The organism is Rheinheimera faecalis, from assembly GCF_021290965.1.
GTDB classification, from domain to species: Bacteria; Pseudomonadota; Gammaproteobacteria; order Enterobacterales; family Alteromonadaceae; genus Pararheinheimera; species Pararheinheimera faecalis.
In genome coordinates this window covers 124,905-151,190 of record NZ_JAJOYT010000009.1, presented here as the reverse complement: position 1 = coordinate 151,190, position 26,286 = coordinate 124,905, and the positions used below count along the sequence as shown (strand labels likewise).

21 protein-coding genes are annotated in these 26,286 nt (G+C 47.2%); 12 read left to right on the top strand and 9 right to left on the bottom strand.

The genetic code is table 11. The annotated features are described in order from the left end of the window. The first annotated feature begins 94 nt into the window (after positions 1-94). Entirely contained in the window at positions 95-2,725 is a 2,631-nt protein-coding gene (gene ppc / locus LSG34_RS15360) for a phosphoenolpyruvate carboxylase (protein WP_233009986.1), read from the top strand. A gap of 49 nt (positions 2,726-2,774) precedes the next feature. On the opposite strand, the gene LSG34_RS15355 is transcribed toward ppc, so the two are convergent. Next, positions 2,775-5,048 carry a TonB-dependent receptor gene (locus LSG34_RS15355; RefSeq protein WP_233009985.1) on the bottom strand — a complete coding sequence of 758 codons (2,274 nt, stop codon included), beginning with the start codon at positions 5,046-5,048 and terminating at the stop codon, positions 2,775-2,777. Between the two features lie 239 nt (positions 5,049-5,287). Next, entirely contained in the window at positions 5,288-6,247 is a 960-nt protein-coding gene (locus tag LSG34_RS15350; RefSeq protein WP_233009984.1) for an exo-alpha-sialidase, read from the bottom strand. A gap of 169 nt (positions 6,248-6,416) precedes the next feature. Between LSG34_RS15350 and LSG34_RS15345 the strand changes: the two genes are divergently transcribed. Continuing rightward, on the top strand, positions 6,417-7,676 hold the full coding sequence (locus LSG34_RS15345; protein WP_233009983.1) for an HlyD family efflux transporter periplasmic adaptor subunit: 1,260 nt from the start codon (positions 6,417-6,419) through the stop codon (positions 7,674-7,676). A 349-nt stretch (positions 7,677-8,025) separates the two neighbouring features. Further along, the gene (locus LSG34_RS15340; RefSeq protein WP_233009982.1) at positions 8,026-10,140 is read left to right on the top strand and encodes a peptidase domain-containing ABC transporter; all 2,115 of its coding nucleotides are present in this window, start codon (positions 8,026-8,028) and stop codon (positions 10,138-10,140) included. On the opposite strand, the gene LSG34_RS15335 is transcribed toward LSG34_RS15340, so the two are convergent. The 3 genes from LSG34_RS15335 to LSG34_RS15325 form a co-directional block, all read right to left on the bottom strand. Continuing rightward, entirely contained in the window at positions 10,137-10,502 is a 366-nt protein-coding gene (locus LSG34_RS15335) for a VOC family protein (RefSeq protein WP_233009981.1), read from the bottom strand. The genes LSG34_RS15340 and LSG34_RS15335 overlap by 4 nt on opposite strands. Before the next feature lie 12 nt (positions 10,503-10,514). Further along, positions 10,515-11,687: an S-methyl-5-thioribose kinase gene (mtnK, locus tag LSG34_RS15330; protein ID WP_233009980.1), complete on the bottom strand. Its 1,173-nt coding sequence runs from the start codon at positions 11,685-11,687 to the stop codon at positions 10,515-10,517. A gap of 98 nt (positions 11,688-11,785) precedes the next feature. Then, complete coding sequence (locus LSG34_RS15325) at positions 11,786-12,598, bottom strand: copper resistance protein NlpE N-terminal domain-containing protein (RefSeq protein WP_233009979.1); 813 nt, start codon at positions 12,596-12,598, stop codon at positions 11,786-11,788. Positions 12,599-12,802: 204 nt separating this feature from the next. Here LSG34_RS15325 and LSG34_RS15320 point away from each other — a divergent pair, with 204 nt between their 5' ends. Both LSG34_RS15320 and LSG34_RS15315 read left to right on the top strand, forming a co-directional pair. Then, positions 12,803-15,889 carry an efflux RND transporter permease subunit gene (locus LSG34_RS15320; RefSeq protein WP_233009978.1) on the top strand — a complete coding sequence of 1,029 codons (3,087 nt, stop codon included), beginning with the start codon at positions 12,803-12,805 and terminating at the stop codon, positions 15,887-15,889. Beyond that, complete coding sequence (locus LSG34_RS15315) at positions 15,876-16,943, top strand: efflux RND transporter periplasmic adaptor subunit (protein WP_233009977.1); 1,068 nt, start codon at positions 15,876-15,878, stop codon at positions 16,941-16,943. The genes LSG34_RS15320 and LSG34_RS15315 overlap by 14 nt, the downstream gene beginning before the upstream one ends. Here LSG34_RS15315 and LSG34_RS15310 read toward each other — a convergent pair. The 3 genes from LSG34_RS15310 to ygfZ form a co-directional block, all read right to left on the bottom strand. Then, positions 16,940-17,410 carry a CreA family protein gene (locus tag LSG34_RS15310; RefSeq protein WP_233009976.1) on the bottom strand — a complete coding sequence of 157 codons (471 nt, stop codon included), beginning with the start codon at positions 17,408-17,410 and terminating at the stop codon, positions 16,940-16,942. The genes LSG34_RS15315 and LSG34_RS15310 overlap by 4 nt on opposite strands. 218 nt (positions 17,411-17,628) lie before the next feature. Next, positions 17,629-18,114, bottom strand: a complete 486-nt coding sequence (locus LSG34_RS15305) for an FKBP-type peptidyl-prolyl cis-trans isomerase (RefSeq protein WP_127019102.1) — start codon at positions 18,112-18,114, stop codon at positions 17,629-17,631. Between the two features lie 11 nt (positions 18,115-18,125). Then, on the bottom strand, positions 18,126-19,100 hold the full coding sequence (gene ygfZ / locus LSG34_RS15300) for a tRNA-modifying protein YgfZ (RefSeq protein WP_233009975.1): 975 nt from the start codon (positions 19,098-19,100) through the stop codon (positions 18,126-18,128). 115 nt (positions 19,101-19,215) lie between these two features. Between ygfZ and LSG34_RS15295 the strand changes: the two genes are divergently transcribed. Together LSG34_RS15295 and LSG34_RS15290 are read left to right on the top strand one after the other, a co-directional pair. Then, on the top strand, positions 19,216-19,467 hold the full coding sequence (locus LSG34_RS15295) for an FAD assembly factor SdhE (RefSeq protein ID WP_233009974.1): 252 nt from the start codon (positions 19,216-19,218) through the stop codon (positions 19,465-19,467). Then, positions 19,445-19,891, top strand: coding sequence for a protein YgfX (locus LSG34_RS15290; protein WP_233009973.1), 447 nt, complete (start codon positions 19,445-19,447; stop codon positions 19,889-19,891). Before LSG34_RS15295 ends, LSG34_RS15290 begins: the two co-directional genes overlap by 23 nt. Here LSG34_RS15290 and nadB read toward each other — a convergent pair. Then, positions 19,874-21,478: an L-aspartate oxidase gene (gene nadB / locus LSG34_RS15285; RefSeq protein ID WP_233009972.1), complete on the bottom strand. Its 1,605-nt coding sequence runs from the start codon at positions 21,476-21,478 to the stop codon at positions 19,874-19,876. The genes LSG34_RS15290 and nadB overlap by 18 nt on opposite strands. A 212-nt stretch (positions 21,479-21,690) precedes the next feature. On the opposite strand from nadB, the gene rpoE reads away from it, so the two are divergent. The 5 genes from rpoE (at position 21,691) to lepA (ending at position 26,273) form a co-directional block, all read left to right on the top strand. Next, the gene (gene rpoE, locus LSG34_RS15280; RefSeq protein ID WP_053423387.1) at positions 21,691-22,266 is read left to right on the top strand and encodes an RNA polymerase sigma factor RpoE; all 576 of its coding nucleotides are present in this window, start codon (positions 21,691-21,693) and stop codon (positions 22,264-22,266) included. A gap of 23 nt (positions 22,267-22,289) precedes the next feature. Then, on the top strand, positions 22,290-22,928 hold the full coding sequence (locus tag LSG34_RS15275; protein WP_233009971.1) for a sigma-E factor negative regulatory protein: 639 nt from the start codon (positions 22,290-22,292) through the stop codon (positions 22,926-22,928). 2 nt (positions 22,929-22,930) lie between these two features. Then, entirely contained in the window at positions 22,931-23,854 is a 924-nt protein-coding gene (locus tag LSG34_RS15270) for a MucB/RseB C-terminal domain-containing protein (protein ID WP_233009970.1), read from the top strand. Further along, positions 23,855-24,313, top strand: coding sequence for a SoxR reducing system RseC family protein (locus tag LSG34_RS15265; RefSeq protein ID WP_233009969.1), 459 nt, complete (start codon positions 23,855-23,857; stop codon positions 24,311-24,313). A 160-nt stretch (positions 24,314-24,473) separates the two neighbouring features. Next, the gene (lepA, locus tag LSG34_RS15260; protein ID WP_233009968.1) at positions 24,474-26,273 is read left to right on the top strand and encodes a translation elongation factor 4; all 1,800 of its coding nucleotides are present in this window, start codon (positions 24,474-24,476) and stop codon (positions 26,271-26,273) included. Positions 26,274-26,286 lie beyond the last annotated feature (13 nt).

Genomic DNA, 26,286 nt, shown 5'->3' with positions numbered 1-26,286 from the left:
CTAAACAAATACCCGTTAGGGTGGGTCAGAACGTTAGAAAAAGAATAGAAACCGCAGAACTAAACTGCAGGCAGTGCAACGAGGAGAGTGGGTTATGTCGCAATATGCTGCCTTGAGGGCAAATGTCGGATTGTTGGGTACCCAGCTGGGTGACACCATACGCAATCAATTAGGTGATGCAGTTTTAGAACGTATTGAGCAAATTCGTGCTTTAGCCAAAGAAGCCAGGCAGGGCACAGAACTACAGGATCAGCAACTGAAGCAAGTGCTGGCCAGTTTAACGGATCAGGAAATTCTGCCGGTAGCCCGCGCTTTTGCGCAGTTTTTAAATTTGGCGAACTTAGCTGAACAGCACCATACCATTAGTAAAGCGGGTCGGGCTTCTATTGAAAAACCAGAGCCAGTGGCTGAACTGCTGCAACTGTTACAGGATAAAAACATCAGCAAAAGCCGGATCGAACAGGCTGTCGCCGATTTATCTATAGAGCTGGTGCTGACTGCGCACCCGACAGAAGTCACTCGTCGTACTCTTATTCATAAGCTGACCGAAATAGCGGCCTGTTTAGCAGAACTGGAGCAGGATTTAGCGCCGGTACAGCAGAAAAAAGTAGAAAACCGTTTGTATCAGCTGATCACTCAGGCCTGGCATACCAACGAAATCCGCGAACAAAGACCGACACCAGTGGATGAAGCCAAGTCTGGTTTTGCTGTGATTGAAACCTCGCTGTGGGACGCTATCCCAGAGTTTATCCGCGAATTAGATACTGCACTGCAGCCAGTGCTGGGCCACGGTCTGGCTTTAGAAGCCGCTCCTATCCGCTTTTCGTCCTGGATGGGTGGAGACAGGGACGGTAACCCTTTTGTTACTGCCAAAGTCACCCGTCAGGTGCTGCTGCTAAGTCGCTGGAAAGCCGCTGATTTATTCAGCCGTGACCTGGATGTGCTGGCCAACGAATTGTCGATGAATCAGGTTAATGATGCGGTACGTGCTGTAGTAGGTGATGTATCAGAACCTTACCGTAAGCTGCTGAATGATTTCCGCCATAAATTACTGCACACCAGAGACTGGCTGACTGAAGCCTTAAAACATGACAGATTACAACGACCAGACGATTTGATTTGGCATAACCAGCAACTGCTGGAGCCTTTGCTACTCTGTTATCAGTCTTTACTCGATTGCAAAATGCAGGTGGTGGCTGAAGGCTTATTAAAAGATACCATCCGCCGCGCTTATGCTTTTGGTTTAACCTTGCTGAAGCTGGATGTGCGGCAGGAATCTGGTCGTCATACCGCTGTATTCAGCGAGTTTACCCGTTATCTGGGTATTGGTGATTATGCAGAATGGGATGAATCAACCCGTCAGGCTTTCTTATTAAACGAGCTGAGCAGCAAAAGACCTTTATTCCCGCGCAACTGGTCGCCAAGCCCTGAAGTGAAAGAAGTGCTGGATACCTGTGACATAGTGGCTCGTCACGGACCTGAAGCTTTATCTACTTATGTTATTTCTATGGCCGGTAAACCCTCAGACGTGCTGGCTGTGCAATTACTGTTGAAAGACGCTGGTATTACTTTCCCAATGCGGGTAGCACCTTTGTTTGAAACCCTGGCGGATTTAACCAATGCGCCGGAATGTATCAGCAAGTTGCTGGCCATCGATTGGTACAGAGGTTATATCAACGGTCGTCAGGAAGTGATGATTGGTTACTCAGACTCAGCCAAAGATGCTGGTGCTTTTGCTGCGGCCTGGGCTCAGTACAGTGCGCAGGAAGCTTTGGTCGCTATTTGTCAGCAGGCAAAAGTACAACTGACCTTATTCCACGGCCGTGGCGGTACTATAGGTCGTGGCGGTGGTCCGGCTCACGCCGCTATTTTATCCCAGCCGCCAGGATCGCTGGCCGGTGGTTTGCGGGTGACTGAACAAGGCGAGATGATCCGCTTTAAGTTTGGTTTAAATGGCTTAGCGCAGCGCAGTCTTGCCTTGTATGCCAGTGCTGTACTGGAAGGGGTATTGTTACCGCCGCCAGTGCCAGAACAAAGCTGGCGTGAGCTGATGCAGCAACTGGCAACAGTCTCCTGTGAAGCTTACCGTGCCGTGGTGCGGCATCATCCTGATTTTGTGCCTTATTTCCGCGCTGCTACACCAGAGCTGGAATTGGGGCAGCTACCGCTGGGTAGTCGTCCGCCAAAACGTAATCCAAATGGCGGTGTTGAAAGTTTACGTGCCATTCCATGGATTTTTGCCTGGTCGCAAAACCGCCTGATGTTACCGGCCTGGTTAGGCGCAGGTAGTGCGTTGGCCGTTGTCGTCGAGGAAGGTAAAACAGATTTGTTGGCGCAAATGCGTGCTAAATGGCCATTTTTCGCCACCCGTTTGTCGATGCTGGAAATGGTGTACTTAAAAGCGGATGCAGAAATTGCCGCCTATTATGATGAAAAACTGGTGCCAGAGCATTTGTTGCCTTTAGGTTTGCAATTGCGTCAGCAACTGGCCGCAGATACGGCTTTATTGTTAAAGCTGATCCAAAGCGACACGCTGATGGCGAAAGAAGCCTGGATCCGCGAGTCTATTATGCTGCGAAATACTTATGTTGACCCGCTGCATATTTTGCAGGTGGAGCTGTTAAATCGGGTAAGGCATGAACCTGAAACAGTGAACGACAGCATTAAACGTGCTTTGATGGTGACTATTGCCGGTATTGCGGCAGGTATGCGCAACTCGGGTTAAGCTCAAAAAAAGGGCGCACTCTGTGCGCCCTTTTCACTACTTTTTTAACTTAGAAAAAGTTCTTTTTAAACTCAACACCAATAATACGAGGTTCGTTAACAAAACCCGTCAGGTTGTTGAAGTCGATAGCACCTTTTAAGTTTTCTTCGTCGGTGATATTACGGCCAAATAAAGCCACTTCGTAGTCGTTATCAAAGTTCAGATAACCAATACGTAAGCCTGCTTCGAAGTTGCCGTTAGTGCGGTATTCCGCAGATTCATACAGGAACAGGTTGGTTTCACCCTGACGGGCTACGTCACCATAAATATAAATCTCACCTGTGCTGACCGGAATATCGTAACGGGCATTGACCGTTAAAATAGTTTCAGGAGCTTGAGGGAATGGATTGCCGTCAATAAAGACTAAGCCAGCGCCGCCAGTAGGATCTGTTGGTGTACAAGCGCCTGAGCCACAAGGAGCAACCAGTAAGTTTTGATCCTTCAGTTCAGTGTTGTTGTAGCTGAAACCACCACCTACGACCAGGCTTTTGGTTGCACGCCATTCAGCGTCCACTTCGAAACCATAACCCACGCCTTTATCGGCATTGATCAACTGGTTGCCCTGAGTTTCACCACCAATAGCGGATAACTGAATATCGTCAATGGTGTAATAAAACAGAGCGCCGTTCAGACGCAGTGAATCGTCCAGTAAGTCAGACTTAGCACCTACTTCAAATGAAGTAATAGTTTCTGAGTCTGCTACTGAAGGTGCTTTTTCGAAGGCGACATCACGACCTTGAATAGACTGAGCACGGAAACCGCTGGCAACACGACCAAAAACGCTGGTGGAGTCTGTCAGGCGATAGTTACTGCTTAATTCCCAGCTGACCTGGCCGTCATCTACTTTGATTGGGTCGTAGTCCTGGATGCTAGCTGCACCTATGGTTAAAGCGAAGCTATCCACATTTTGTTGACCCACCCAGAAGGTTTTTTCGTCGTAGGTGTAACGAACACCACCTGTGATATCCCAGCGATCTGTCAGGTTGTAAGTGGATTGGCCAAATACAGCCCAGCTTTCGTTACCGTGGTAGACAGTGGTTGCGCCAAAGAAGCCGTCAACGCTGGTCACACCAAAAGAAGAGTCGAAGTAGAAAGCTCCCACCTGCCACTCTAAAGCTTCATTGGTATCACTGGCTAAGCGGATTTCCTGAGTATACTGTTCCAAATCATTTAATTGATCTTCAGTCACTGCATCAAAAGGAATAAAACCCGGGCCAGTTTCTTCAGCGACACCATCAAAATTGGTATCGATGATATAACCACCGTCAATATCACCTTTACCTTTACCATCAGCTTTTTCCATCGCTGATATCATGGTTAAAGTCATGTCTTTTAACGCAAATTCGAACGTTAACGATGTACCGAAATTGTCGTATTCCTGATAGTTACCATCGCCTTTGTCGTAGTAGACAGTATCGCGATCATAATTCTCGTTCAGCTCATTGCTACCCGGAGTCAGGATGTTGGCTCTGAACAAAGTGGATGTGCCATCCAGTTTGCGGCCATGTACGTTTAACAGTGCAGAGAAATCGTCAGTGTCATATAAAAACTGCAGACGGCCTGCTTTTTCATCATGACCACCAGTGAAGTCTTTTTCACCGGTAAAACCGTTGTTGACATAGTCATCACGGTTTTGGTTCATCAGAGAAATACGGGCAGACAATTCGTCGGTCAAGCCACCACCAGCTGCACCTTCTACGTTAATAGTGCCGTAGCTACCAACTGTCGCTTTGGTATAAGCTTCGAAGTCCTGAGTAGGTTTCACTGAATTGAACTTCACAATACCAGCAGTGGTATTACGACCAAACAAGGTGCCTTGTGGGCCACGGATCACTTCAGCTTGCTCGATATCAAATAACGGGAAGCTTTTGAGGATCACGTTTTCCATCACCACGTCATCCATAATCACAGAAACTGGCTGAGAAGCGGCCAGGTCAAAATCTGTGTTTCCCAAACCACGAATATAAAAACGTGGTGCAGCACGGCCGTTTGATGATTCAGCGTATAAACCTGGGATCTTGCCAGATAAAGCCTGGATATCCTCGCCACCTGCAAACAAAGCGTCGAATTTTTCACCGCTTAAAGTTGCAATAGAGATAGGAACTTCCTGGGTGCTTTGCACGCGTTTCTGTGCAGTCACCATAATGCGTTCCAATTTTGTCTCTTCAGCAGCCTGATCTTTGTCACTTTCCTGCGCTAATAAAGCAGGAGAAAGACCCATGGCTGCAGCGAGCAGACTGGCCTGAATACTCAATGCCAGAACAGACTTTTTGCATGTTTTCATCAATGTTTTACCTTAGTTTTAGGCTGTTATGTATTTTCTGGTGCGTCCTGCGGATTGGTTATCAAAGCGAACCCTACAAACTCTGGAGTGACCACAGTGTTTGCCCCGATAACTTGTCTGCTACTATAGCATTTTGTCGCTACTTTTGCCGATCTTGTCGATAAAACGGCTAATAATCATCAGCTTGTTGAAGTTAATTTGCAGATTATCTACTTAAGTAAAGTCTGGTTTACCTGGTGCTAACTTGTTGCAGCCTGAACTTCGACAGATAAAAGCGCTGTATAAATTGAACAATGCCCCTGATGAGAGGAGTAGTAGCTGACTAATAATTTATTCTGATGCAACACCATACCAGCATAACTGCAATCACCACCTGAGGGCAGTGCCAGTAACTCTGTCAGTTTCCCCGTATTTTGGTCCAGAGTCACCAGACTGGTTCTAACGGTTTCGTCATAAAGCCGTACCATCGCCAGCATCTGACCCGAAGAGGTAAAAATGGCCTGCGGGCCGCCAATACGACAGCCTATATCCATCCATTGCCATTGAGTATAAGGAGGGCGCGAATAACCAAGTTGACCATGATCAGGATCTTTACGTAACAAACACCAGGCTTTGTCATTGTCATCAAATATCAATGCGGCTTCATTGGCGTAACCCTCACCATAGATGCGAGGGGCTATCACATCAAATTGGCCTTTAGCATTTTGTTGGTACAAGCGAATATGGCGATCGGCACCACATTTATAAGCGACAGCATAAGCCTGATCGCGCAACCAGCTTAAACGCCATAACCAATAATCCGCTTCGCCTGCAGCTTGTGGTTCTGACCAGTTTATGCCATCCGGCGAGTGCCATAAGTAAGATTGATAAGCCTGCTTTGTCTTGTCATGAAAAGCAGCAGCGGCCAGTAACTGCAGCCTGCCATCCGGAGTGACAGTTAGTTTGCCATCTCTTAAATCGGCATCAGGGTTTTGTAATACAGCCAGGGTGCGCCACTTTTTGCCCTGTACTGAACTCATAATTCGCAGCATGCCATCTTTGGAGTGGTGAGTGGAGGCCTCGCGAAATACCAGATAATAACGCTGCCGGAAGTAACATAAGTCTGTAAAGGCATTATGTTTTCCAGCTTTCCATGCCCGCTGCACCCAAAGTAATTTCGCGGTGGTTTTAGCGGCCGGTTCCGTATTTTTCTTTTGCATTCAGCTACACCGTTTTGTGTTTTTAATGTTAATTATTTGTTTGTTTTTGTTATTCGGCTACACTTGGTTGCATAACCAGTGATGGTTTTCTTAACAGTGTCGGGTCTATGCCTGTCGGCACAAAGTGGAAAGTCTTTTTGCAGTGTACAAAACTGCACGGAGTTTCACTATGGCGACAGATCAGGGTCTATTTCGAGCCAAAGCTTTGCAGGCACAACAACAGCGCCTTGAAGGCCAGGTCAGTATTGTTCAGCCTGTCAGCAGCTCTATATTGTGCTTCTGTTTAGTCTTGATTGTCTTCAGTTTACTGCTGCTGTTACATCAGGCGAATTTTTCCCGTAAAGAGACTGTGCAAGGTTATCTGAAGCCTTCCGCTGGAGTTGTCCGTATTCAAAGTCAACGTTCAGCAGTGCTTAAACAGCTTTATGTTCAGGATGGCGCTCTTGTACAGGCAGGCCAGAAACTGGCTTTATTAAGTAGTGATGAATATCTGGCTGCCGGGCATAGTTTGTCTGCTCATTTGCAAAGCAGTGTGGAGCTTCAGCTGGTATTGAACAAACAAAAGCAACAGGAGCTTATCCAGAGTTTTGAACAGCAAGGTCAGCAACTTACAGCACAAATTAATAACGTTAAACAGCAGCTTTCAGACAATCAACGCCAGCAACAATTACTTTCCGAGCGCATTGAATTGCAGGCTGAACGTTTGCTCTCCCAGCAGGAACTTGCGCACAAAGGCCATTTACCCAGACAGCAACTGGAACAACAACAAGATCAGCATCTGATGCTGCAGCAACAACTGGCTGAGGTGCAAACTCTGGCTCAATCCATTCTTCAGCAACAAATTCAGTTGGAAAATCAGCTTCAGGCTTTGCCTCTTGATCAGCAGCGTCAGCTTCAACAATTGCAGGCTGAACGGTTGCAGTTTGAGCAACAGAAAACCGAATTACTGGCTCGTGGTGAAGTGCTGTTGACCGCTCCTGTTGCGGGCAGAGTGACCAATTTAGTGGTAAATCAGGGACAACAGCTGCAAGGCGCTCAGGTATTGATGCAACTACTGCCTGAATCCGGTTTTTTGTATGCTCAATTGTTAGTACCAACAAGAGCTTTTGGCTTTATTCAACCGGGCCAAACCACCTGGCTTCGATTTGATGCCTTTCCCTATCAGCGTTTTGGCTTGTATCAGGGAGAAGTCAGTCAGCTTTCAAAAGCAGTGCTGATAGCACAAGACCCTGATAGTCCGGTGCAAATTCAGGAGCCGGTTTATCAGGTACAGGTGCGGCTGGAACAGCAGTTTATTGAAGCTTATGGTGAACAGATGCCATTGCAGGCTGGCATGTTATTAAGCGCCGATATAGTGCTGGAACAGCGCTCTGTTTTGAGTTGGTTGCTGGAACCATTGGTCAGTTTAAAAGGACGTTTTCAGATTTAAATCAGAAGCCAGATGGAGGGGATGATGGCTAATTGCAGCAGGAAAAATGAGACTCTGGTGATAAGTCTGGTCTTAAATTGCAGTGCGCTTTTTTTGTTTCTCTCGGCGCTAAAAGCCATGGATCAAGGTCATTTCTGGGACTTTCTGCTGTGTAGTGGTAGTGGCTTAACCTTTCTGCTTGCTCCAAAAGATCATGAGTTTTTTAAGACGAAAATTTCCAGCTTTAGTGATTTGACTAAACTCGGCTTTTACACAGACCCGCTTACCGCAGCTTTTTTGACTATGTCACAGTTCATGATGGCCGCAGGTCTGCTGGGTGCTTTGTTGTTTGGGCGATAGGACATTTCAGATGCAAATTATCTATCAATCTGAAGCGGCTGAATGTGGGCTGGCTTGTCTTGCTATGGTGGCCGGTGCTTACGGCTATAAAACCGATATGGCCAGTTTGCGCCAACGTTATCCACTATCGCTTAAAGGTGCCACTTTGCAGCATCTGATGCAACTGGCCGATCAGTTGGGTTTGGCTGGCCGTGCTTTACGGCTGGAGCCGGATGAATTGTCCCAACTCAAGCTTCCTTGTATTTTGCATTGGCAGATGAGCCACTTTGTGGTGCTGGAGAAAGTCAAAGGCCAAAAAGTTCAAATACTGGATCCTGCTTTTGGCAGGCGGGATCTAAGTTCTGCGGATATCGATCAGTGTTTTACAGGTATTGCGCTTGAATTGAATCCAACCTCTGAATTTAGAAAAGAAGATCAACGCCAAAAGTTAAGTTTGTGGCAGTTTTGGTCTTCTGCATCTGGTTTATGGCCTGCGTTAATTCGGATCCTGTTGATGTCTCTGGTGCTGCAGTTTTTTCTGTTGGTTGCACCTTATTACATGCAGCTTGTTGTAGATGAAGTGCTGGTGAGCAGAGATCTGGATTTATTGCATGTTCTGGCAATGGGTTTTGGATTATTACTGCTGTTGCAAATACTGACCAATGTATTACGCAGCTGGCTGGTGTTGCATTTAGGGTCGGTACTGAATCTGCAACTGGCGACGAATCTGTTCCGGCATTTGTTGCATTTGCCGCTGAGTTTTTTTGAAAAGCGTCATATGGGCGATATTGTGTCGCGTTTTAGCTCCTTACAGCAGCTACGTGAATTACTGACCAATAGTTTGATAGAAGCTCTGATTGATGGGCTGATGGCTTGCACAGTGCTGGTGCTGCTTTTTATTTACCACCCTGTGCTAGCCTGCGTTGTGCTGATAGCTGTGTTGCTTTATGCACTGGTGAGGTTTGTGTTTTACGCACAGCTAAAGCAATGCACTGAACAAAGCATAGTGGCTCAGGCTAAAGAACAATCCGGTTTTATGGAGAGTGTCCGGGCCATTCAATGTCTGCAGTTGTTTTCAAAACAAAGCCAAAGGCTAAGCCTGTGGCAAAATCAATACTCAACCGCTGTAGACCAACATTTCAGGCTAGGACGCTGGCAATTATCGTTGCAGGCAGTGCATCAATTGCTGTTTGGTATCGAACATATAGTAGTGATTTATCTGGCCGCCTTAGCGGTGATCGACAATGCTTTTAGTGTGGGAATGTTATTTGCCTTTGCCAGTTACAAAGCTCAGTTCACTCAAAGAGCCGCGGCTTTTATTGACCACTGGGTTGAATTCCGGATGCTTGAATTGCACTTACAACGTCTGGCAGATATAGCGCTCACTGAGACTGAAAAATCGGGGGATAGTCAGCCCTATATGCAATTGCAGGGGCATATTGAATTACGCGACCTGAACTTTCGTCAGGCCGAACAGGATCCATGGTTGTTTCATCAGTTGAATTTTCAACTGTCACCTGGCGAAAGTGTCGCTATCGTGGGTCCGTCAGGCATAGGTAAAACCAGCTTGTTAAAAATCATTCTGGGATTGGCCCATGCTCAGCAAGGAAAAGTGTTAGTGGATGGCATGGAGCTCACCAGTTTTGGTCTGCAACATTACCGTAGTCAGGTCGCTGCCGTGATGCAGAACGATCAATTGCTGTCAGGTTCAGTTCTGGACAACATCAGCTTCTTTAGCCCTAAACCTGACTTACAACATCTGATGCATTGTGCCGAACTGGCCGCTATCCATCAGGATATAGTGGCTATGCCTATGGGCTACAATACGTTGATTGGCGATATGGGATCTGCTTTGTCTGGCGGGCAAAAACAACGCTTATTAATCGCCAGAGCCCTGTACCACAAACCCAGAGTGTTATTGCTGGATGAAGCCACCAGTCATCTGGATCTGGTGCTGGAGGCCAGAGTTAATCAGGCCATCCGCCAACTGCAGGTGGCGCGTATTATTGTGGCGCACAGGCCTGATACTATTTTAAGTGCTGACCGGATTTTATTATTGCAGCAAGGTCAACTGACTGATATCACAGGCGAGTTTCATCAACTGCATAGATCCTCTACATCACTCCATCATACCCAGACAGCTTAAGCTTTGGGTTGCCAGAGTTCAAATCTATTGCCTTCCGGGTCCATGGCCCAGCCAAATTTGCCGTAGTCGCCATCTTCAACCTGCTCATCGACCCAGACATTGGCCGCTTTCAGTTGCTTTAACATGGCGTCTAAGTCTGCCACTCTGTAATTCACCATGTTTTGTTGGCTTTGAGCGCCAAAATAAGCAGTGTCTGCAGCAAAAGTGGACCAGACAGTTTCATCCCCGGCTTTTGCTATAAAGCTGCCATAAGGCGCATCAGGCTCAAGTGGAATACCTAAATGCTGTTGATACCACAATGCCAGTGCCTGGGGGTCTTTAGCACGAATAAAGACGCCACCTACACCTGTCACTTTTTCCATCGAACCCTCCTGTTACTCTGCCAGTTTCGCCAGTAAGTTTGCTGCTGTTATCTGCTGACGCTGCATAATTAAATCCTGTCCCAATGTCAGTAATTGGCGTTGGGCCTGAAGCTTAAAGCCCGCATTAGTCAGTTGCTGTAATTCCGGTGCTGGTGCCCAGCCTACAGTACGACGGATCAGCTCACAGCCGGCATAACCTAAAGTGTCCCGCCATAACTGCTGTAAAAACCTCTGCTGATAGAGCGAGTTCTGAAAACTTTGATCTTTAGTTTCCTTTTGCATCAGGGTGCTGAACACAGTAGAAAACTCCTGCCAGAATAAGTCGATTTGGTTTGACAAATAAGGGCGCGCAGAAGTAGTGTTGGCCGGGTTTTGAGTCACTAAATTTAGAATAAGGCTGGCGATAAAAGTACCGGCGTCAAAAGCTATAGGGCCATAACAGCCAAATTCAGCACCTATGACTTTGTATTCTTCATGGCTGACTAAGATATTACCGCAGTGCAGATCACCATGCAGTAAAGCCTGAGGTTTAGCTAAAAAGTCTGCTTTCAGTTGAGCCACTTCTGCCTGAAGTGCTTCATTGATCCACAACTCCTGAACTTGCGGCACCTGGACAAAGTTCAGGCTATTTCGTTCATGATTGCAATATGGGTCGGTAAATACCAGATCCTCAGTCACAAGACAGAGTTCAGGGTTGTTAAATTGCAGTTGCCTGGCTTTTTTAACCGGGCCTGTTAAGACAAAATCGCTGCTGTAAAAACTGATTTTCGCCAGATAGCGGCCCAGATGAATGCCGATATTCTGTGGTTGTTGTCCGACAGAAAATGCGTTTCGCAGCACAGCGCAATCTGATAAGTCTTCAAGCAACAAAGCCGCGAGCTCCTGGTCATAAAACAACACTTCCACCAGATACTCAGGGCAGATTTTAGCCTGATATTTTAATACATCGGCTTCAATTTGTGCTCTGTGTAAACTAACAGGCCAGTGTTGGGTTAAACCTGAATGCTCAGGCAAAGCTTGTTTGACGATTAGGCTGGTGCCTCTGTTATTTTTTACTCTGAATACCTGATTCAGGCCATTGGTATCCAGCTGTTCTGCGGTTAACTGACTATGGTCGCCGAACAAATCGCTGTGCTTATCGGCAAATAATGCGGCGTCTTTTGGGCTTAAGCGTTGGCAAGGCATCAGGTGGCAGATCCATAAAATAAAAGGCCATCATCGCAAACCCCTTTCGGCTGCACAATGGCCTTTTTATTCTGAAGCTTTGTCCGACCCGTTAACAACTAAGGTTGTACTGCAGTAAAACGCAACAAAGCCGCGGTGCGGGCTTTATAAAAAGCCAAACCTGAGTCATTCAGGCTGTAGTTATCGATCCCCTGAATAGTCGTCAGAAACTGCTGCTCGACTGAAGCATTCAGGCAGGCTTTTTGGGTGGTGGCCATAGGTTTAAAGGTCAGACGCAGACCTTCAGTCTCATAAGCACCGGTAAACTGGTTACAGCCAGCAAAACCGCTGACTCTGCCGTCCTCGCCAAACTGCAGATAAGGTGTCAGATCGGGTTCTGTTGTTGGAACCTCTTGCCCCATTAATTCAGTCAGCTTCCAGCGAACTCCTGTCAGTTGATGCTCTGCGACAGTGGTTTGTTTCGTCAGCTTGTAGTTGTCCGCTAAATCACCCGTGATCAGTTGACCTTCCATATCCAGCTGGAATAACTGATTTTCGCCAACTTTATACAAAGCTGGCCCGTCTTTTTGGTTCAGCAAACGAATCACTGAACCCTTTGCATCCCACTCGAAGCTGCCTTGTTGTTTAAAAGGCGTGGCGTCTTTACCCAAATATATGGTGCTGAGCTGATAGCTATTGTCCATATTCAGTGTCAACGAGGTTTCAATACCTTCGCAGTCAGCACAAGGCACTACACCTTTGTACTCGCCAGCCCAATCCAGAGAGTTGGCGCTGTTATGGCTGTTGTCTGGCGTTGCAGCAGTTGCTGCCGGAGTTGAAGGCTGTATCGGCGCTGAAGGTTCAGTTGGTGCAGGTCCACAGGCGGCCAATACCAACCAGGCAGTCAGGCTCAGGATCAGTGGTTTAGACATAAATAATCTCCATCTTTCGGTCATTCAGGGCTTTTAATTTGATTCAGTGTAAAGGCTGCGGGCTTTACCAAAACTGAATTGACAGGAAAAACACCACGTCAACCTGTATTCACAACCGCTGGTCACAGTGAACTGGAGCCTGTTACAGCACTGGGTACACTGATCACCATCAGCTATCTTGTCCCTGAAGAGTAGAACAGAGTCATGAATTTAACCCGAAGCAGTATAAAAAATCCGGCCGCTGTGGTGGTGGTCAGTCTGATTATGGTGTTATTTGGTCTGCTTGCTGTGGCTAAGTTGCCTGTCCAGCTTTTACCTTCGATCGAACAGCCACAGATTTTTATTCAGAATGGCTGGCGGGCCGCTGCGCCTGAAGAAATGGAATCCACCATTATTGAACCGCAGGAAGCGGCGCTTCGCACTGTGCCTGGCGTGACAGAAAGCAGCAGCTTTATTGGTGCTGGTTTTGGTTTTATTACTCTGACTTTTGATGTAGGTCAGGACATGCAGCAAGCCATGCTGAACGTGATCAATGCGTTAAATCAGGCTCCACCTCGCCCTCGTGAAGCGGACGAACCCGTGGTTTCACTGAACAGTGGTGCTGGTCCTGTCGCCAGTTTGTTGATCCGTAAACTGGATGAAAATGCCGACGCTGACTTTACCGCCTTACAGCCTGTGATTGATGATGTGGTGTACCCCAGGTTAAAAGCCATAGCTGGTGTGTCTCAGGTCGATTTATCCAGCCGTCGTGCTAAAGAGCTGCATATCGTATTTGACCCTTATCGTCTGGCTGCTTTGGGCTTGTCTGTGGATCAGTTAAGTTCACGTATAGGTCGGGCCAGCAATGTCTCTGGTGGTTTTGCCGAGGTGGGGCGGCGGGAATATACAGTGCGTTTTGTCGGGCAGTACGACCCGGCGCAGTATGAGCAAATGATGGTGGCTTACCAGAATGACAGGCCTGTGTATTTGCATGAAGTGGCAGAAGTAAAGATTGATTACGCCGAACAGGCAGGTTTTACCAAACGTAATGGTTACCCGGCTTTTTACATCACTTTGCAGCGTGCCGCCGGATCTAACACAGTTGAAATTCTTGATGCGCTGAACAAAGAAATCGCTGATTTAAATCAAAACGAACTGCAGAATAAAGGCATTGAAATAGTGCTGAGTTTTGATGCCTCTGTGCATATCAAAAGAGCCATTGAGCTGGTAAATGGCAATCTGGTTTTGGGCATAGCTTTAGCCCTTGGTATTTTGTATCTGTTTTTACGCGGCTGGCAGGCCACTCTGTTGATTGGTTTAACCATTCCGGTTTCGTTAATGATGTCCATTATGGTGCTGGATTTATTTGGCCGCTCGCTGAATGTTGTGTCTTTGGCTGGCCTGGCTTTTGCGGTAGGTATGGTGTTGGACGCTGCCATCATAGTGCAGGAAAATATAGTGCGCTTATTGCAGCAGGGTTTAGCACTGGAACAGGCCGTGAAAAAAGGCACTGCTCAGGTCAGCAGTGCGCTCTGGGCTTCGACAGCCACTACTGTGGCCATCTTTGTGCCAGTGTTATTTATGCAAGGGGTCGAAGGGCAGCTGTTTTATGACTTGGCGCTCACTTTAGCTGTGGCTGTGACCGCTTCGTTACTGGTGGCTTTAACTGTCTTGCCTGTTGCGTCTTTGTATTGGTTAAAACCTCAAACCGGACAAGAGTCTGCGTTGTTATTCTGGCAAAAACTGGCCAGCCACCTGAGCCGTTTCACCCGAAATCGTAAACTGGCCTGGGCCTGGGCCGCTTTGTTTGTGCCAGGATCGATCTTCTTGATTACTTTATTGTTACCTAAAGCCGATTTTTTGCCTCAGGCTTCTATTGATACGGTTTTTTCCGGTTTTTCTCTGCCGCCAGGCGCCAATATGCAGGTGCTGGAGCAAGAGATAGGCGATCTGCTGGTGTCTCGTTTAAGGCCTTATTATCAGGAGAAAAAATATCCTGCTATCAAGGGCTATAACCTGTCGATCAACAGGGGATTTAACGTGCTTTTTGTCTATGCCGAAGACCCGGACAGCATAGAAGATATGATCAAATTATTGCGGGAAGAAATTCTGGTGGGATTGCCGGATACCAATGCCTTTAGCGTACAAGGCTCGTTATTTAACTTTGGTTTTGGCAGTGGCCGCGAATTAAATTTAGACTTCCAGGGCCCTGATGTGCCGCAGCTTATGCAGCAGGCGGCAGCTGCTATGCCAAAAATCGAAAAATTATTAGCTGGTGCTACAGTCAGGCCCGTGCCTGATCTGGCTTTGGCTCAACCTGAACTGCGTTTAACACCGGATGAAAACCGTATAGCGCAAAGTGGCGTGGATCGTTTTACTGTTGCCAACATGGTCCGTGCCGTCACGGATGGTATTTACATTGGTGAATACTTTGATGGCAACGAGCGGATGGACATTATCCTCAAAGGCCAAGGCTGGCAAACTCCGGAGCAACTCACGGCCACTCCTTTGTATACACCAGGTTCTGGTGGTCAAACCCTGGGTCAATTGAGTGAACTGAATTACACCACTGGCCCTACATCCTTGCAAAGGGTCAATGGTCTGCGAACCATTAGTCTGCAAGTCACTCCACCTGCCACCATGGCGCTGGATGAAGCCATGCAAATTTTGCAACGTGAGCTGATGACCCCTTTACGTGATGAAATGCCAGAGCAAATTTCAGTGCAGTTTCGTGGTAATGCCGACCGTTTGTCTCATGCTATGACAGAGATGGGGAAAAACTTTGCTGTGGCTGTGTTTATTCTGTTTCTGCTGATGGCGGCTTTATTTCGTTCTGCCAAAGACAGTTTGCTGGTGGTGCTGACCATGCCCATGGCCATTTTGGGTGGGGTAGTGGCGCTGCGGCTACTCAATCTGGTGACTTTTCAGTCGCTGGATTTACTGACCATGATAGGTTTTGTCATTTTGCTGGGGCTGGTTGTGAACAACGCCATTTTATTAGTGGATCAGTGCCGGCAAAGTCAGCGTGAAGGCATGCCTCTGGATCAAGCTCTGCATCAGGCCATTTTGACCCGATCCAGACCTATTTTTATGAGCACCTTAACCAGTATTTTTGGCATGTTGCCGCTGGTGCTGGTACCTGGTGTGGGTTCCGAAATATATCGGGGTTTAGCTGCTGTGATTGTCGGCGGCATGACCTTTAGCATGCTGTTTAGTCTGGTGTTAATTCCGGCTTTATTGCGTTTGACTTCCACAGCCCGCCAAAACGACCGGGCTCCTCTTCCTTTGGAGATCTCTGATGCAACTTCATAAATGGGTTCTGACGACAGCTTTATTTTGTTCATCTTCCGTTATCGCGCAAACGCCGCCTGATAAGGTGGTCAGTGTGGCACAGGTGCAGCAGCAGGTGATGTTGCCACACACTATGGTTACAGCACAGGTACAAAGCCGGTATCAGGCTGATGTGACCGCTGGTGTGGAAGGTCGTTTATTGTGGCTCGCTGAACCCGGTACTCAAATTAAACAGGATGAAGTGATAGCTCGTTTAGATACCACTCCTTTGCAACTGCGGGTGGACGAAATGCATGCCCGTATCAGCAAAGCTGATATTCAGTGGCGACGTTTACAAAAGGACACGGAGCGTTTGCTGGAATTGAGTAAAAACAACAGCGTTGCCCTAACTCAATTGGATCAAATCAGTGCTGATCGTGACGGTGCAGAAGCTGAACTTAAATTATTGCGTGCTCAGCTGGCGCAGCTGCAGGATCAAATTGATCGCAGCTCTGTCAAAGCACCCTTTGCCGGCGTCGTGGCGCAGCGTTTCCATCAATATGGTGAAGACATCAGCAGAACGGACGCTTTAGTACGACTGGTCAATTTAAGTGATTTGGAAGTGGTGGTATTTGCGCCGCTGAAATACGCCGCCTTTTTACAACAAAACCAACTGCTGCAGGTGTTTCATAGTGGTGGCGAAAGTCAGTTGCCTGTACGCAATCTGATCCCAGTCTCTGATATGCGATCACAAACCTTTGAAGCCCGTATCAAAGTACCAGAGCAGTTACTGGCTAACTTCCAGGTCGGTCAGTTAGTTTCTGTCGCTGTACCAACAGCTATTGCCCGCCAGCAGCTGTTAGTGCCACGGGATGCTGTGGTAGTAAAAAGTGAAGGCCAGTTTGTGTTTGTGGTCGATAGCGAACAAAAAGCTCAGCAAAAGGCCGTGGTCTTAGGTCAGGGCATGGGGAAGTTAATAGCTGTGGATGCGGAGTTGTCTGCGGGTGAACAAATAGTCATCCGTGGCGGCGACACCTTAACTCAAGGCGATAAAGTGAAGGTGCTGACCGACAAAGAGTTCCCGGTTAAAACTTAAGGCGTTTTGGCTGGCGCTTTATCTTGCCATGCCGCAGTTCCCCAAAGTGGCACGCTGGTCAGCGAATGTTTGTAGCTGCCTGTGCTTTCTTTGGTGGAGTAGGACAAGTACAACAAGGTCTGGCTACTGCTGTCCAGAATGCGGCGAATTTTTAAGTGCTTAAATAAAATGCTTTTTGAGGTGCTGAAAATCACTTCGCCGTTTTTGGATTTGTCTATGTCCTGCAACATGGCCGCTGTGATTTCACCGGTTTGGCGGCAAGCGATGGACATATCTGATGGATCAGCAAAATCCAGATTGGCTTCAACATGGCTGATATGACAAGTCACACCTGGAATCTTCGGGTCGTTAAAGGTCTGAATTTTAATGTCTTTGGTGGTGAATAAACCTAAGCTGACATCCGCTACTTCTTTGTCAGAACAAGCCGCAAGACCAAGAGCGGTAAAAACCAAAAGCCATTTTTTCATTGTTCAGTGTTCCTTTTAATTTATGAATACCCAAAGCTTACATAGATATAAAGCTTACATATACCCAAAGTAATTGATGTTGCAGCGCGACGACAAGTGAGCGAGACCCCAGGAGCATAGTAGTCCTATGTGACTGGGGCGAGTAGCGCAGTCAACAAAGCTGCAGCTTCAAGTACACAGGGTAAAGAAACGGAGTCTTGCGACTCCGTTTATGTTGCTTAGTGTCCGGCGTGGCCGTCTAAACCATGCACATGGCCGTGGGCCAATTCTTCGTCTGTGGCGTCACGGACTAAAATCACTTCCACATCAAAGGTCAGGTCAATGCCTGACAGAGGGTGATTACCGTCTACGACCACTTCATCTTCTGTCACGTCTAACACTATTACAGATTGCTCACGGCCGTCCGGGCCTGCAGCGCGAAAACGCATGCCAACCTGTACATCCATGCCTTCGAATAAATTACGTGGTACCGCCTGAGTTAATTCATCATGACGATCACCATAGGCTTCTGCTGCTGGTACTTCAGCTTTGAATTTGTCGCCTACAGTTTTGCCTAATAAAGCCTGCTCTAAACCGTGAATTAAGGCGCCAGTACCAAAAATAAATACCAGCGGTTCTCCGCCAGCCGAACTATCTAATTCGTTGCCTGCTTTGTCAGCCACAGTGTAATGAATGGCGACTACTTTTTCTGCTTGTATGCTCATGCAAACCTCAGTTACGCGAGTGAATAGGGCAAAGGTGATATAACTACAACCGATGCATCCGGAGTTGCTAATCGCAGTGGATCAGCTGGGTTAATATCGTTCGGTAATACCGCCAACACCCAAAGTTGCCCCTGAATATTCACCGCATTAATGACCTGGCCAACCCGACGCCAGTTTTCCGACCATTGTACTTCAATATCTGTGCCGCTGGCCGGAGTTTCCTCAGTTTGGCTTTTGAGGATATAAGCTGCTCTTTTATTTTTACCCAGATATTTCATTCGGGCCACAGTTTCCTGGCCTATATAACAACCTTTGGTAAAACTAATGGCGTCGATACTTTGTAAATTCAGCATCTGTGGCACATATTCGCCAATCACAGCCTGCTCTAGATAAGAAAACCCCTGTTGGATATGCCGGGCTAACCACAAGGTTGGAGCTGCGAGATAAGCCGATTGTTCCGCAAATAATTGGCGGGCGTGGACAAAATCCAGCACTAACAGGTAATGCTCATCAGCTAAACGTAGCAATTTACCACCAGCCACAGAGCTTAATTGGCCGACGGCGGCAGGCTGGGTGTAACCCAATTTTTCTAATAAAGCGGCACTACCGGCACCACTGATACCCAAAATGGCCAGGCTGTCATGGCCTGCTTCAAAGCTGACTTTAGAAAACACACCAAACTTTTTCAGCTGAGTGGCTGAGACCTGCAGTTCGTCACGAAAGCCTATGTACCACAAGGCTTCGCCATCGGCACATAAATGAAACTGAGCCCACATTTTGCCTTTGGCATCACAATGTGCGCCGCGCAGGAAGTTTTCTGCTGTCAAAGTGTTTAAATCCGCAGTCACCTGACCCTGCAGGTATTTACGGTTATCCGGCCCTGCAATAATCAGGCTTTCAAAGCCCGGCAGCGGACTGATAAAGGCGCCTTGCACTGAAGTCGATAAAGAAGCGAGTTGATCTGCACTGATCCAGGATGCTTGCATAAGGGTAAGTCTCTTAGAATACTAAGTCGATCATTGGGGGATTTAGCCAAAAGCTCAACCCCTGTATGGTTTTTTTGTTAGAATCCGGCTACTGCCAACAAAAGGAAAGCTGTAAATGAAAGAATTAATGGGTAAACCCCGCCTGCGTTGGGCCTGTCGTCGTGGCATGCTGGAACTGGACGTTTTGCTGGCCCCTTTTGTTGAAGAAGGTTATGACGCTTTAACAGATACACAAAAATACACTTTTGAAGCCTTGTTAGCTTGTGACGATCCGGATTTGTTCGCCTGGTTTATGGGGCATGGCAAATCCACCGATCCAGAGCTGCAGGCTATGGTGAATATCATTGTTAACAGAGTACGGGTATAACCTTAGCTTTGTTCCATCCCGCATGCGCCGGATTTTTTATCTGGCGCAAAGCTTATTCATACTGCTTATTTTCCTGCTGCAACCTTTTTATGCCCTATGGTGGCTGGTGCTTTGGCCCTGGTTATTTTTCTGTTTTTATCAACTGTTACGGCAATGGCAAGAACCCGTCAAAGCGCGACTGCTGTTTTTAAGCGAAAAGGGCGAGCTGAAATGGTGGCAGGATGAACTGCCAGCAGGGCAGTTATCGGCAGAGTCTTTAGTGTCGCAGTTGGGGATTTGGTTACGCTGGCAGGATACAGAGCAGCGGCCACAGCAATTATGGCTGTATAGAGATAACTTATCGGAAGAAAACTTTCGCAGTCTGGCACGGGTATGCCAGAGCGTAAAATGGCAGCAACAAGCCGGCTCAGCGAACCGGCGTTAAAATGGTAGGAGTGGGTTCTGCTAACTGATCCGGATAATCCAGATTGTAATGCAGGCCGCGACTTTCTTTACGTGCCATGGCACTGCGGATAATCAGCTCAGCCACCATAGTTAAATTACGCAGCTCCAGCAGGTTATTACTGACGCGGAAGTTACGGTAATAATCCTGAATTTCACGCTGTAATAATTCCACTCTATGCAAAGCGCGCTCTAAGCGTTTTTCAGTGCGGACTATACCGACATAATCCCACATAAAAAGCCGTAACTCATGCCAGTTGTGAGTAATCACTACCTCTTCATCCGAGTCAATGACGCGGCTTTCGTCCCAACAAGGCAGTTCAGAGACTAAGCGGGTGGATTCCAGTTGCTGTTTGATATGCCGGGCTGCCGCCTGGGCAAATACCACACATTCGAGCAAGGAATTACTGGCCATACGGTTGGCGCCATGCAGGCCCGTATAGGCCACTTCACCTATAGCATATAGATTATCAATATCGGTCTGGCCATTGAGGTTAGTCATCACGCCACCACAAGTGTAATGCGCCGCAGGAACCACAGGAATAGGTTGTTTGGTAATGTCTATACCGACGCTTAAACACTTGGCGTAAATAGTCGGGAAATGCTCAATGATAAAGTCTTTTGGTTTATGGCTGATATCCAGATACACACAATGTGCGCCCAGCTTTTTCATTTCATAGTCGATAGCTCTGGCCACTATGTCGCGTGGTGCTAATTCGGCTCTTTCATCAAACTCCGGCATAAATCGGCTGCCATCCGGCCGTTTTAAATAGGCGCCTTCACCACGCATGGCTTCTGTGATCAGGTAGTTCTGTGCTTCAGGGTGATACAAACTGGTGGGGTGGAACTGATTAAATTCCATATTGGCCACGCTGCAACCAGCCCGCCAGGCCATAGCTATACCATCACCGCTGGCTACATCAGGATTGCTGGTGTACAGATAGACTTTACTGGCACCGCCTGTTGCCAGCGCAATACATTTCGCGCCTATCACTTCTACATGTTCTTCGTCACGGTTCCAGACATAAGCGCCGTGGCACTTTTGCTCTGCTAAACCTAATTTGCTGGAGGTGATCAAATCTATCGCGTTGTAATTTTCCAGCAACTGAATATTCGGATGGCCTTTGACTTGCTCAACCAGGGTGATTTGCACAGCGCGACCCGTGGCATCTGCTGCATGCAAAATACGTCTGTGGCTGTGGCCACCTTCACGGGTCAGATGGTATTTCAGTACGCCATCTTCGTCTTTGTACTGATCAAAAGGCACACCCTGAGCTATTAACCATTCCATCGCATCTTTGGCGTGTTCAGCAGTAAATTGCACCGCTGCTGCTTCACACAAACCAGCGCCAGCTATTAAGGTATCATCAACATGAGAGGCAATACTGTCATTTTCATCAAAAACAGCAGCTATGCCACCCTGGGCATATAAGGTAGAGCCTTCACGTAAAGGGCCTTTACTCAGCACTATCACTTTAGCATTGTCGGCCAGATGCAAAGCCAGCGATAAACCCGCAGCGCCGCTGCCGATAATTAATACGTCACAAAGATGTTTTTTTTGTTGTTGCATGGGATACACTTATTCAGTCAAAAACACATAAATGTCTGTAATTTGGGTCTTTATACGCTACTTTTCGGCAGCTGGCCGTATCAGAAACGGCAAATTGTAACTTTTTTTACTTATTCCAAGAACTATTCATATAGCTTCCAGTCATAAGGGTACGCTTGACGAGCGCCAGTTGCAAAAAGAAAGTAGTATTTAGCATTAGGGGAAAGGCTCGGATGAGCGAGCAAGAATTGGATTGGCAGATTGTCCAGCGGGTACAACAAGGGGATAAAGCAGCTTTTAACCTGTTGGTAAAAAAATACCAGCATCGGATTGCGAACTTAATCTCACGTTATGTCTCTAACCATGGCGATGTGGCGGATGTAGCTCAGGAAGCCTTTATTAAAGCTTACCGTGCTATTCCCGGCTTTCGTGGCGAGAGTGCATTTTACACCTGGTTGTACCGGATAGCTGTGAACAGCGCTAAAAATTACCTGGTAGCGACAGGACGCAAACCACCATCTACTGACGTAGATGCGGACGATGCCGAGTTTTATGATGGCAGCGATGCGTTAAAAGAGCAGGACTCTCCGGAAAAACTATTGTTATCCGAAGAAATCCGGCACGTAGTGTTCGATACCATTGAAAAGTTGCCAGATGAATTACGCACAGCTATAACCTTGCGTGAGTTGGATGGTTTAAGTTACGAAGAGATTGCGGAAGTGATGGGTTGTCCTATAGGGACAGTCAGAAGCCGGATTTTCCGTGCACGTGAAGCTATTGATGCGCAGTTAAAACCGCTCATTAGTTGAACCTCTACTAAACAGGAATCGGTATGTTGTCAGAAAAATCAGATTGGCTCTCGGCTGCTAGCGATAACGAAGCGATTAGCCCGGAACAATTAGACCGTTTACTGCAAGACGCTGAATTACAGCAAAGCTTCGCGCGTTATCATTTGATTGGCGCTGCCATTCGTAATGAATTGCCAGCTCAACTGGATATGCAGTTTGCAGATAACTTTGCCAGCCTGTTAGATCAGGAACCTGCTTATCAGTTAGAAACTAGCCCTGTAGTGCAGAGGCAAGATACGCCAGTGTCGTTTTGGAAAAAATTGGGTGAAGCCGCCAATACTGGTTGGTTTAAAACTGGTTTTCAGGGCACTGTAGCCGCCAGCGTGGCGTTAATTGCCGTGTTAGGTGTTCAGCAGTTCCAGGGCTCTGGTCAGGATGCCGATCTGAACTCACCTTTACCTGTGTTACAAACTCAGCCAGTGGCAGGTTTTGCTACACCAGTCAGCCTGAGCCAGACCTCAGTGGATTCCCGTTTTGAACAGGAACAACGTCAAGCCATGCTGGAACAACAAAAACGTTTGCAGCAATTGCTGCAGGCACATCGTCAGCAAATCAGAGTAATGGATACTGCACAGCAGAGCACTCCGGAAACTCCAGCTGAGAAACCAAGACAAGAGCAATAAATATGGGTTGGAAAGGCTTAAGTAGTGCCTTGATCATCTTGTTTTACTCCAACCTGAGCTTCGCTGAAGTCTCGGGTTGGGAATGGTTTGAGCGTAGTCAAAGCTCAGTTCGCCAATTTAACTTCGAAGCCTCCTTTGTTGTCATCAAACCTAATCAGGTAGACAGTTACCGCTGGGTACACGGCGTACAAAATGATTCCGAGATAGAACAGCTGATGCCACTTGAACAAAGTGGTGTTGAAATTCTGCGTCGTGATCATATGGTGTATTACATCGCACCTGAAAAAACACCGTTGGCGACTAACAGCAGTACGATCAAAGAGTTACCTGCTTTGTTATATCGGGATATAGAGTCTATTAAAACTCTGTACGACGCAGTGCCAGGTGGTGCGACACAACTATCAGGTCGCTCTGCTCAATTGTTGCGTTTAACACCCCTACAAAATGGCAGACCAGGCTATTGGTTATGGCTGGACAGCCAAACAGGTTTTCCGCTTAAAATTGATACCTTAACGGTGCAAAATGAGGTGTTAGAACGTTGGGTCGTCACTCATATTTTGCCGCATTCTGAATTACCTGAAACCTTGAATGTAGCGGCTAATGCAGAATTACCTGCAGTTGCTGAGGTTATGCCAGCTACACCTTTGCCTGAAAGCCCGCTGGAACTGTCCTGGTTACCAGAAGGTTATCAACAAGTGGCTGTGACCGCTGCTATGATTCCGCAACAGGTGCTGGAGCAATGGTTGCTGTCCGATGGTTTACATCAGGTGTCTGTGTTTGTGCAACCCAGCGCCAGTCTGCCCGCTCAGGCTTTCCGGGATGGCGCGACAACCATTTTCGTGATGCCAAAAAACCAGTTTGATGTGACAGTAATAGGCCCTGTGTCTATTGAACAAGCCAGACAAATTGCTGAGTCGGTGCGTTAAATGCTGGAAGAAATCGCCACAGTGATGAAAAGCCAGGCCGATGGTGTCTGGTTAAAAACTCAAAGTGTCAGCAGTTGTAATGCCTGTCAGGCGAATAACGACTGTGGCACTGGTGTGGTAGCTAAAGCCTTAACTCCGCGTGAAAATCTGTTTTTTGTCAAAAGCCCTTTGCAGTTATTGGAAGGACAAAAAGTCAAAATTGCCGTGAGCGAGCAGCATCTGTTGTCTGCTGCGGCTTTATTGTATTTGCTGCCGCTGTTTTGTCTGATTGCTGTGGCTGCTTTGCTCAGCCGGTTACAACTGGCCGAAACGGCCATAGTGCTGGGGTCTTTAACTGCATTAATGGCTGGTTTTGGTGTCGCCCGTTTTTTCAGTGGCCCGGCTGCTCAACAAGAACAAATCGAAATCCTCGCTGTATTACCAGAACTGGCCGTACAACATATCCGTATTACAGATTAATACTCCGCTGAAATCCGCCGTAACATCTGAACACATAGCAACCAATGCAGAGATCGAGTACAATTCGCGGCAAATTTATCTGAATCAACTTTGGTGTTCGCCCGGTTTGTGACCATAAGGGTCAGAGTGGGGCCACCTGATAGCAGCTTTAGCGGAAAAAATGCCAAAAATTACTCATATTCGTAACTTTTCAGTCATAGCCCACATCGACCACGGCAAATCTACGCTGTCTGATCGTCTGATCCAATTTTGTGGTGGTTTAACCGATCGTGAAATGCAGGCGCAGGTTTTAGATTCGATGGATCTGGAACGTGAGCGTGGCATCACCATTAAAGCGCAAAGCGTGACCTTGCATTACAAAGCCAAAGATGGCGAAACTTACCAGCTTAACTTTATCGATACGCCAGGCCACGTTGACTTTACTTATGAAGTCAGCCGTTCTTTAGCGGCTTGTGAAGGTGCTTTATTGGTGGTTGACGCTGGTCAGGGCGTAGAAGCTCAGACCGTAGCTAACTGCTATACAGCGCTGGAAATGAACCTCGAAGTTTTGCCAATTCTGAACAAAATCGACTTACCACAAGCCGACCCGGACCGCGTTGCCGAAGAAATTGAAGACATTATCGGTATCGAAGCCATAGGTGCTGTGCAGTGTTCTGCCAAAACCGGTTTAGGTATTGAAGATGTACTGGAGACTATAGTCGCCAATATTCCTTGCCCTGAAGGTGATGTGGATGGCCCTACTCAGGCTTTGATTATCGATTCCTGGTTTGACCCGTACCAGGGCGTAGTGTCACTGGTTCGTGTAAAACACGGCAAAATCCAGCTGAAAGACAAAATCAAAGTGATGTCGACTGGCATGGTGTACGAAGTCGACAAAGTAGGTGTGTTTACCCCTAAAGCCAACAACACAGGTATTTTAAGTACAGGTGAAGTAGGTTTTGTGATCTGTGGTATTAAAGAAATTAAAGGCGCGCCGGTGGGCGATACTTTAACTTTATCTAAAAACTCAGCCACTGAGCCATTACCAGGCTTTAAACGTATTAAACCTCAGGTTTATGCCGGTGTATTCCCTGTATCTTCAGACGATTACGAAGATTTCCGCGATGCATTGGAAAAACTCAGCTTAAACGACTCTTCATTATTTTATGAACCAGAAAGTTCAGGCGCTTTAGGTTTTGGTTTCCGTATTGGTTTCCTTGGTATGTTACATATGGAAATCATTCAGGAACGTTTAGAGCGTGAATACGATCTGGATTTAATCACCACAGCGCCTACCGTAGTGTACGAAGTCATCACCAAAAACGGTGAGACTGTGATGGTCGATAACCCAAGTGCATTACCACCAGTGGGCAATATTGATGAAATTCGTGAGCCAATAGTTGAAGCTCATATTCTGGTCCCGCAGGAATACTTAGGTAACGTCATTAACCTCTGTATTGAGAAACGTGGTGTACAGATGAACATGACTTACCACGGCCGTCAGGTTGCGGTGGTGTATGAACTGCCAATGGCAGAAGTCGTAATGGATTTCTTCGACCGCTTAAAGTCGACCAGCCGCGGTTATGCGTCGCTGGATTATGCTTTTAAACGTTTCCAGACCTCAGACATGTCACGGGTTGATATTCTGATCAACGGTGAGCGGGTAGACGCTTTAGCTATTATCAGCCACAAAGACTTTGCACAAGGCCGTGGCCGTGAGTTGGCTGAGAAACTGAAAGAGCTGATCCCTCGTCAGATGTTTGATATTGCCATTCAGGCAGCTATTGGCGCACACGTCATTGCCCGTACTACGGTCAAGCAATTACGTAAAAACGTATTAGCCAAATGTTATGGCGGCGACATCAGCCGTAAGAAAAAGCTGTTGCAGAAGCAGAAAGACGGTAAAAAACGTATGAAGCAGGTAGGTAATGTGGAAGTTCCACAAGAAGCCTTCCTTGCCATTCTTAAAGTCGGTAAATAACAACAAGGGTAGT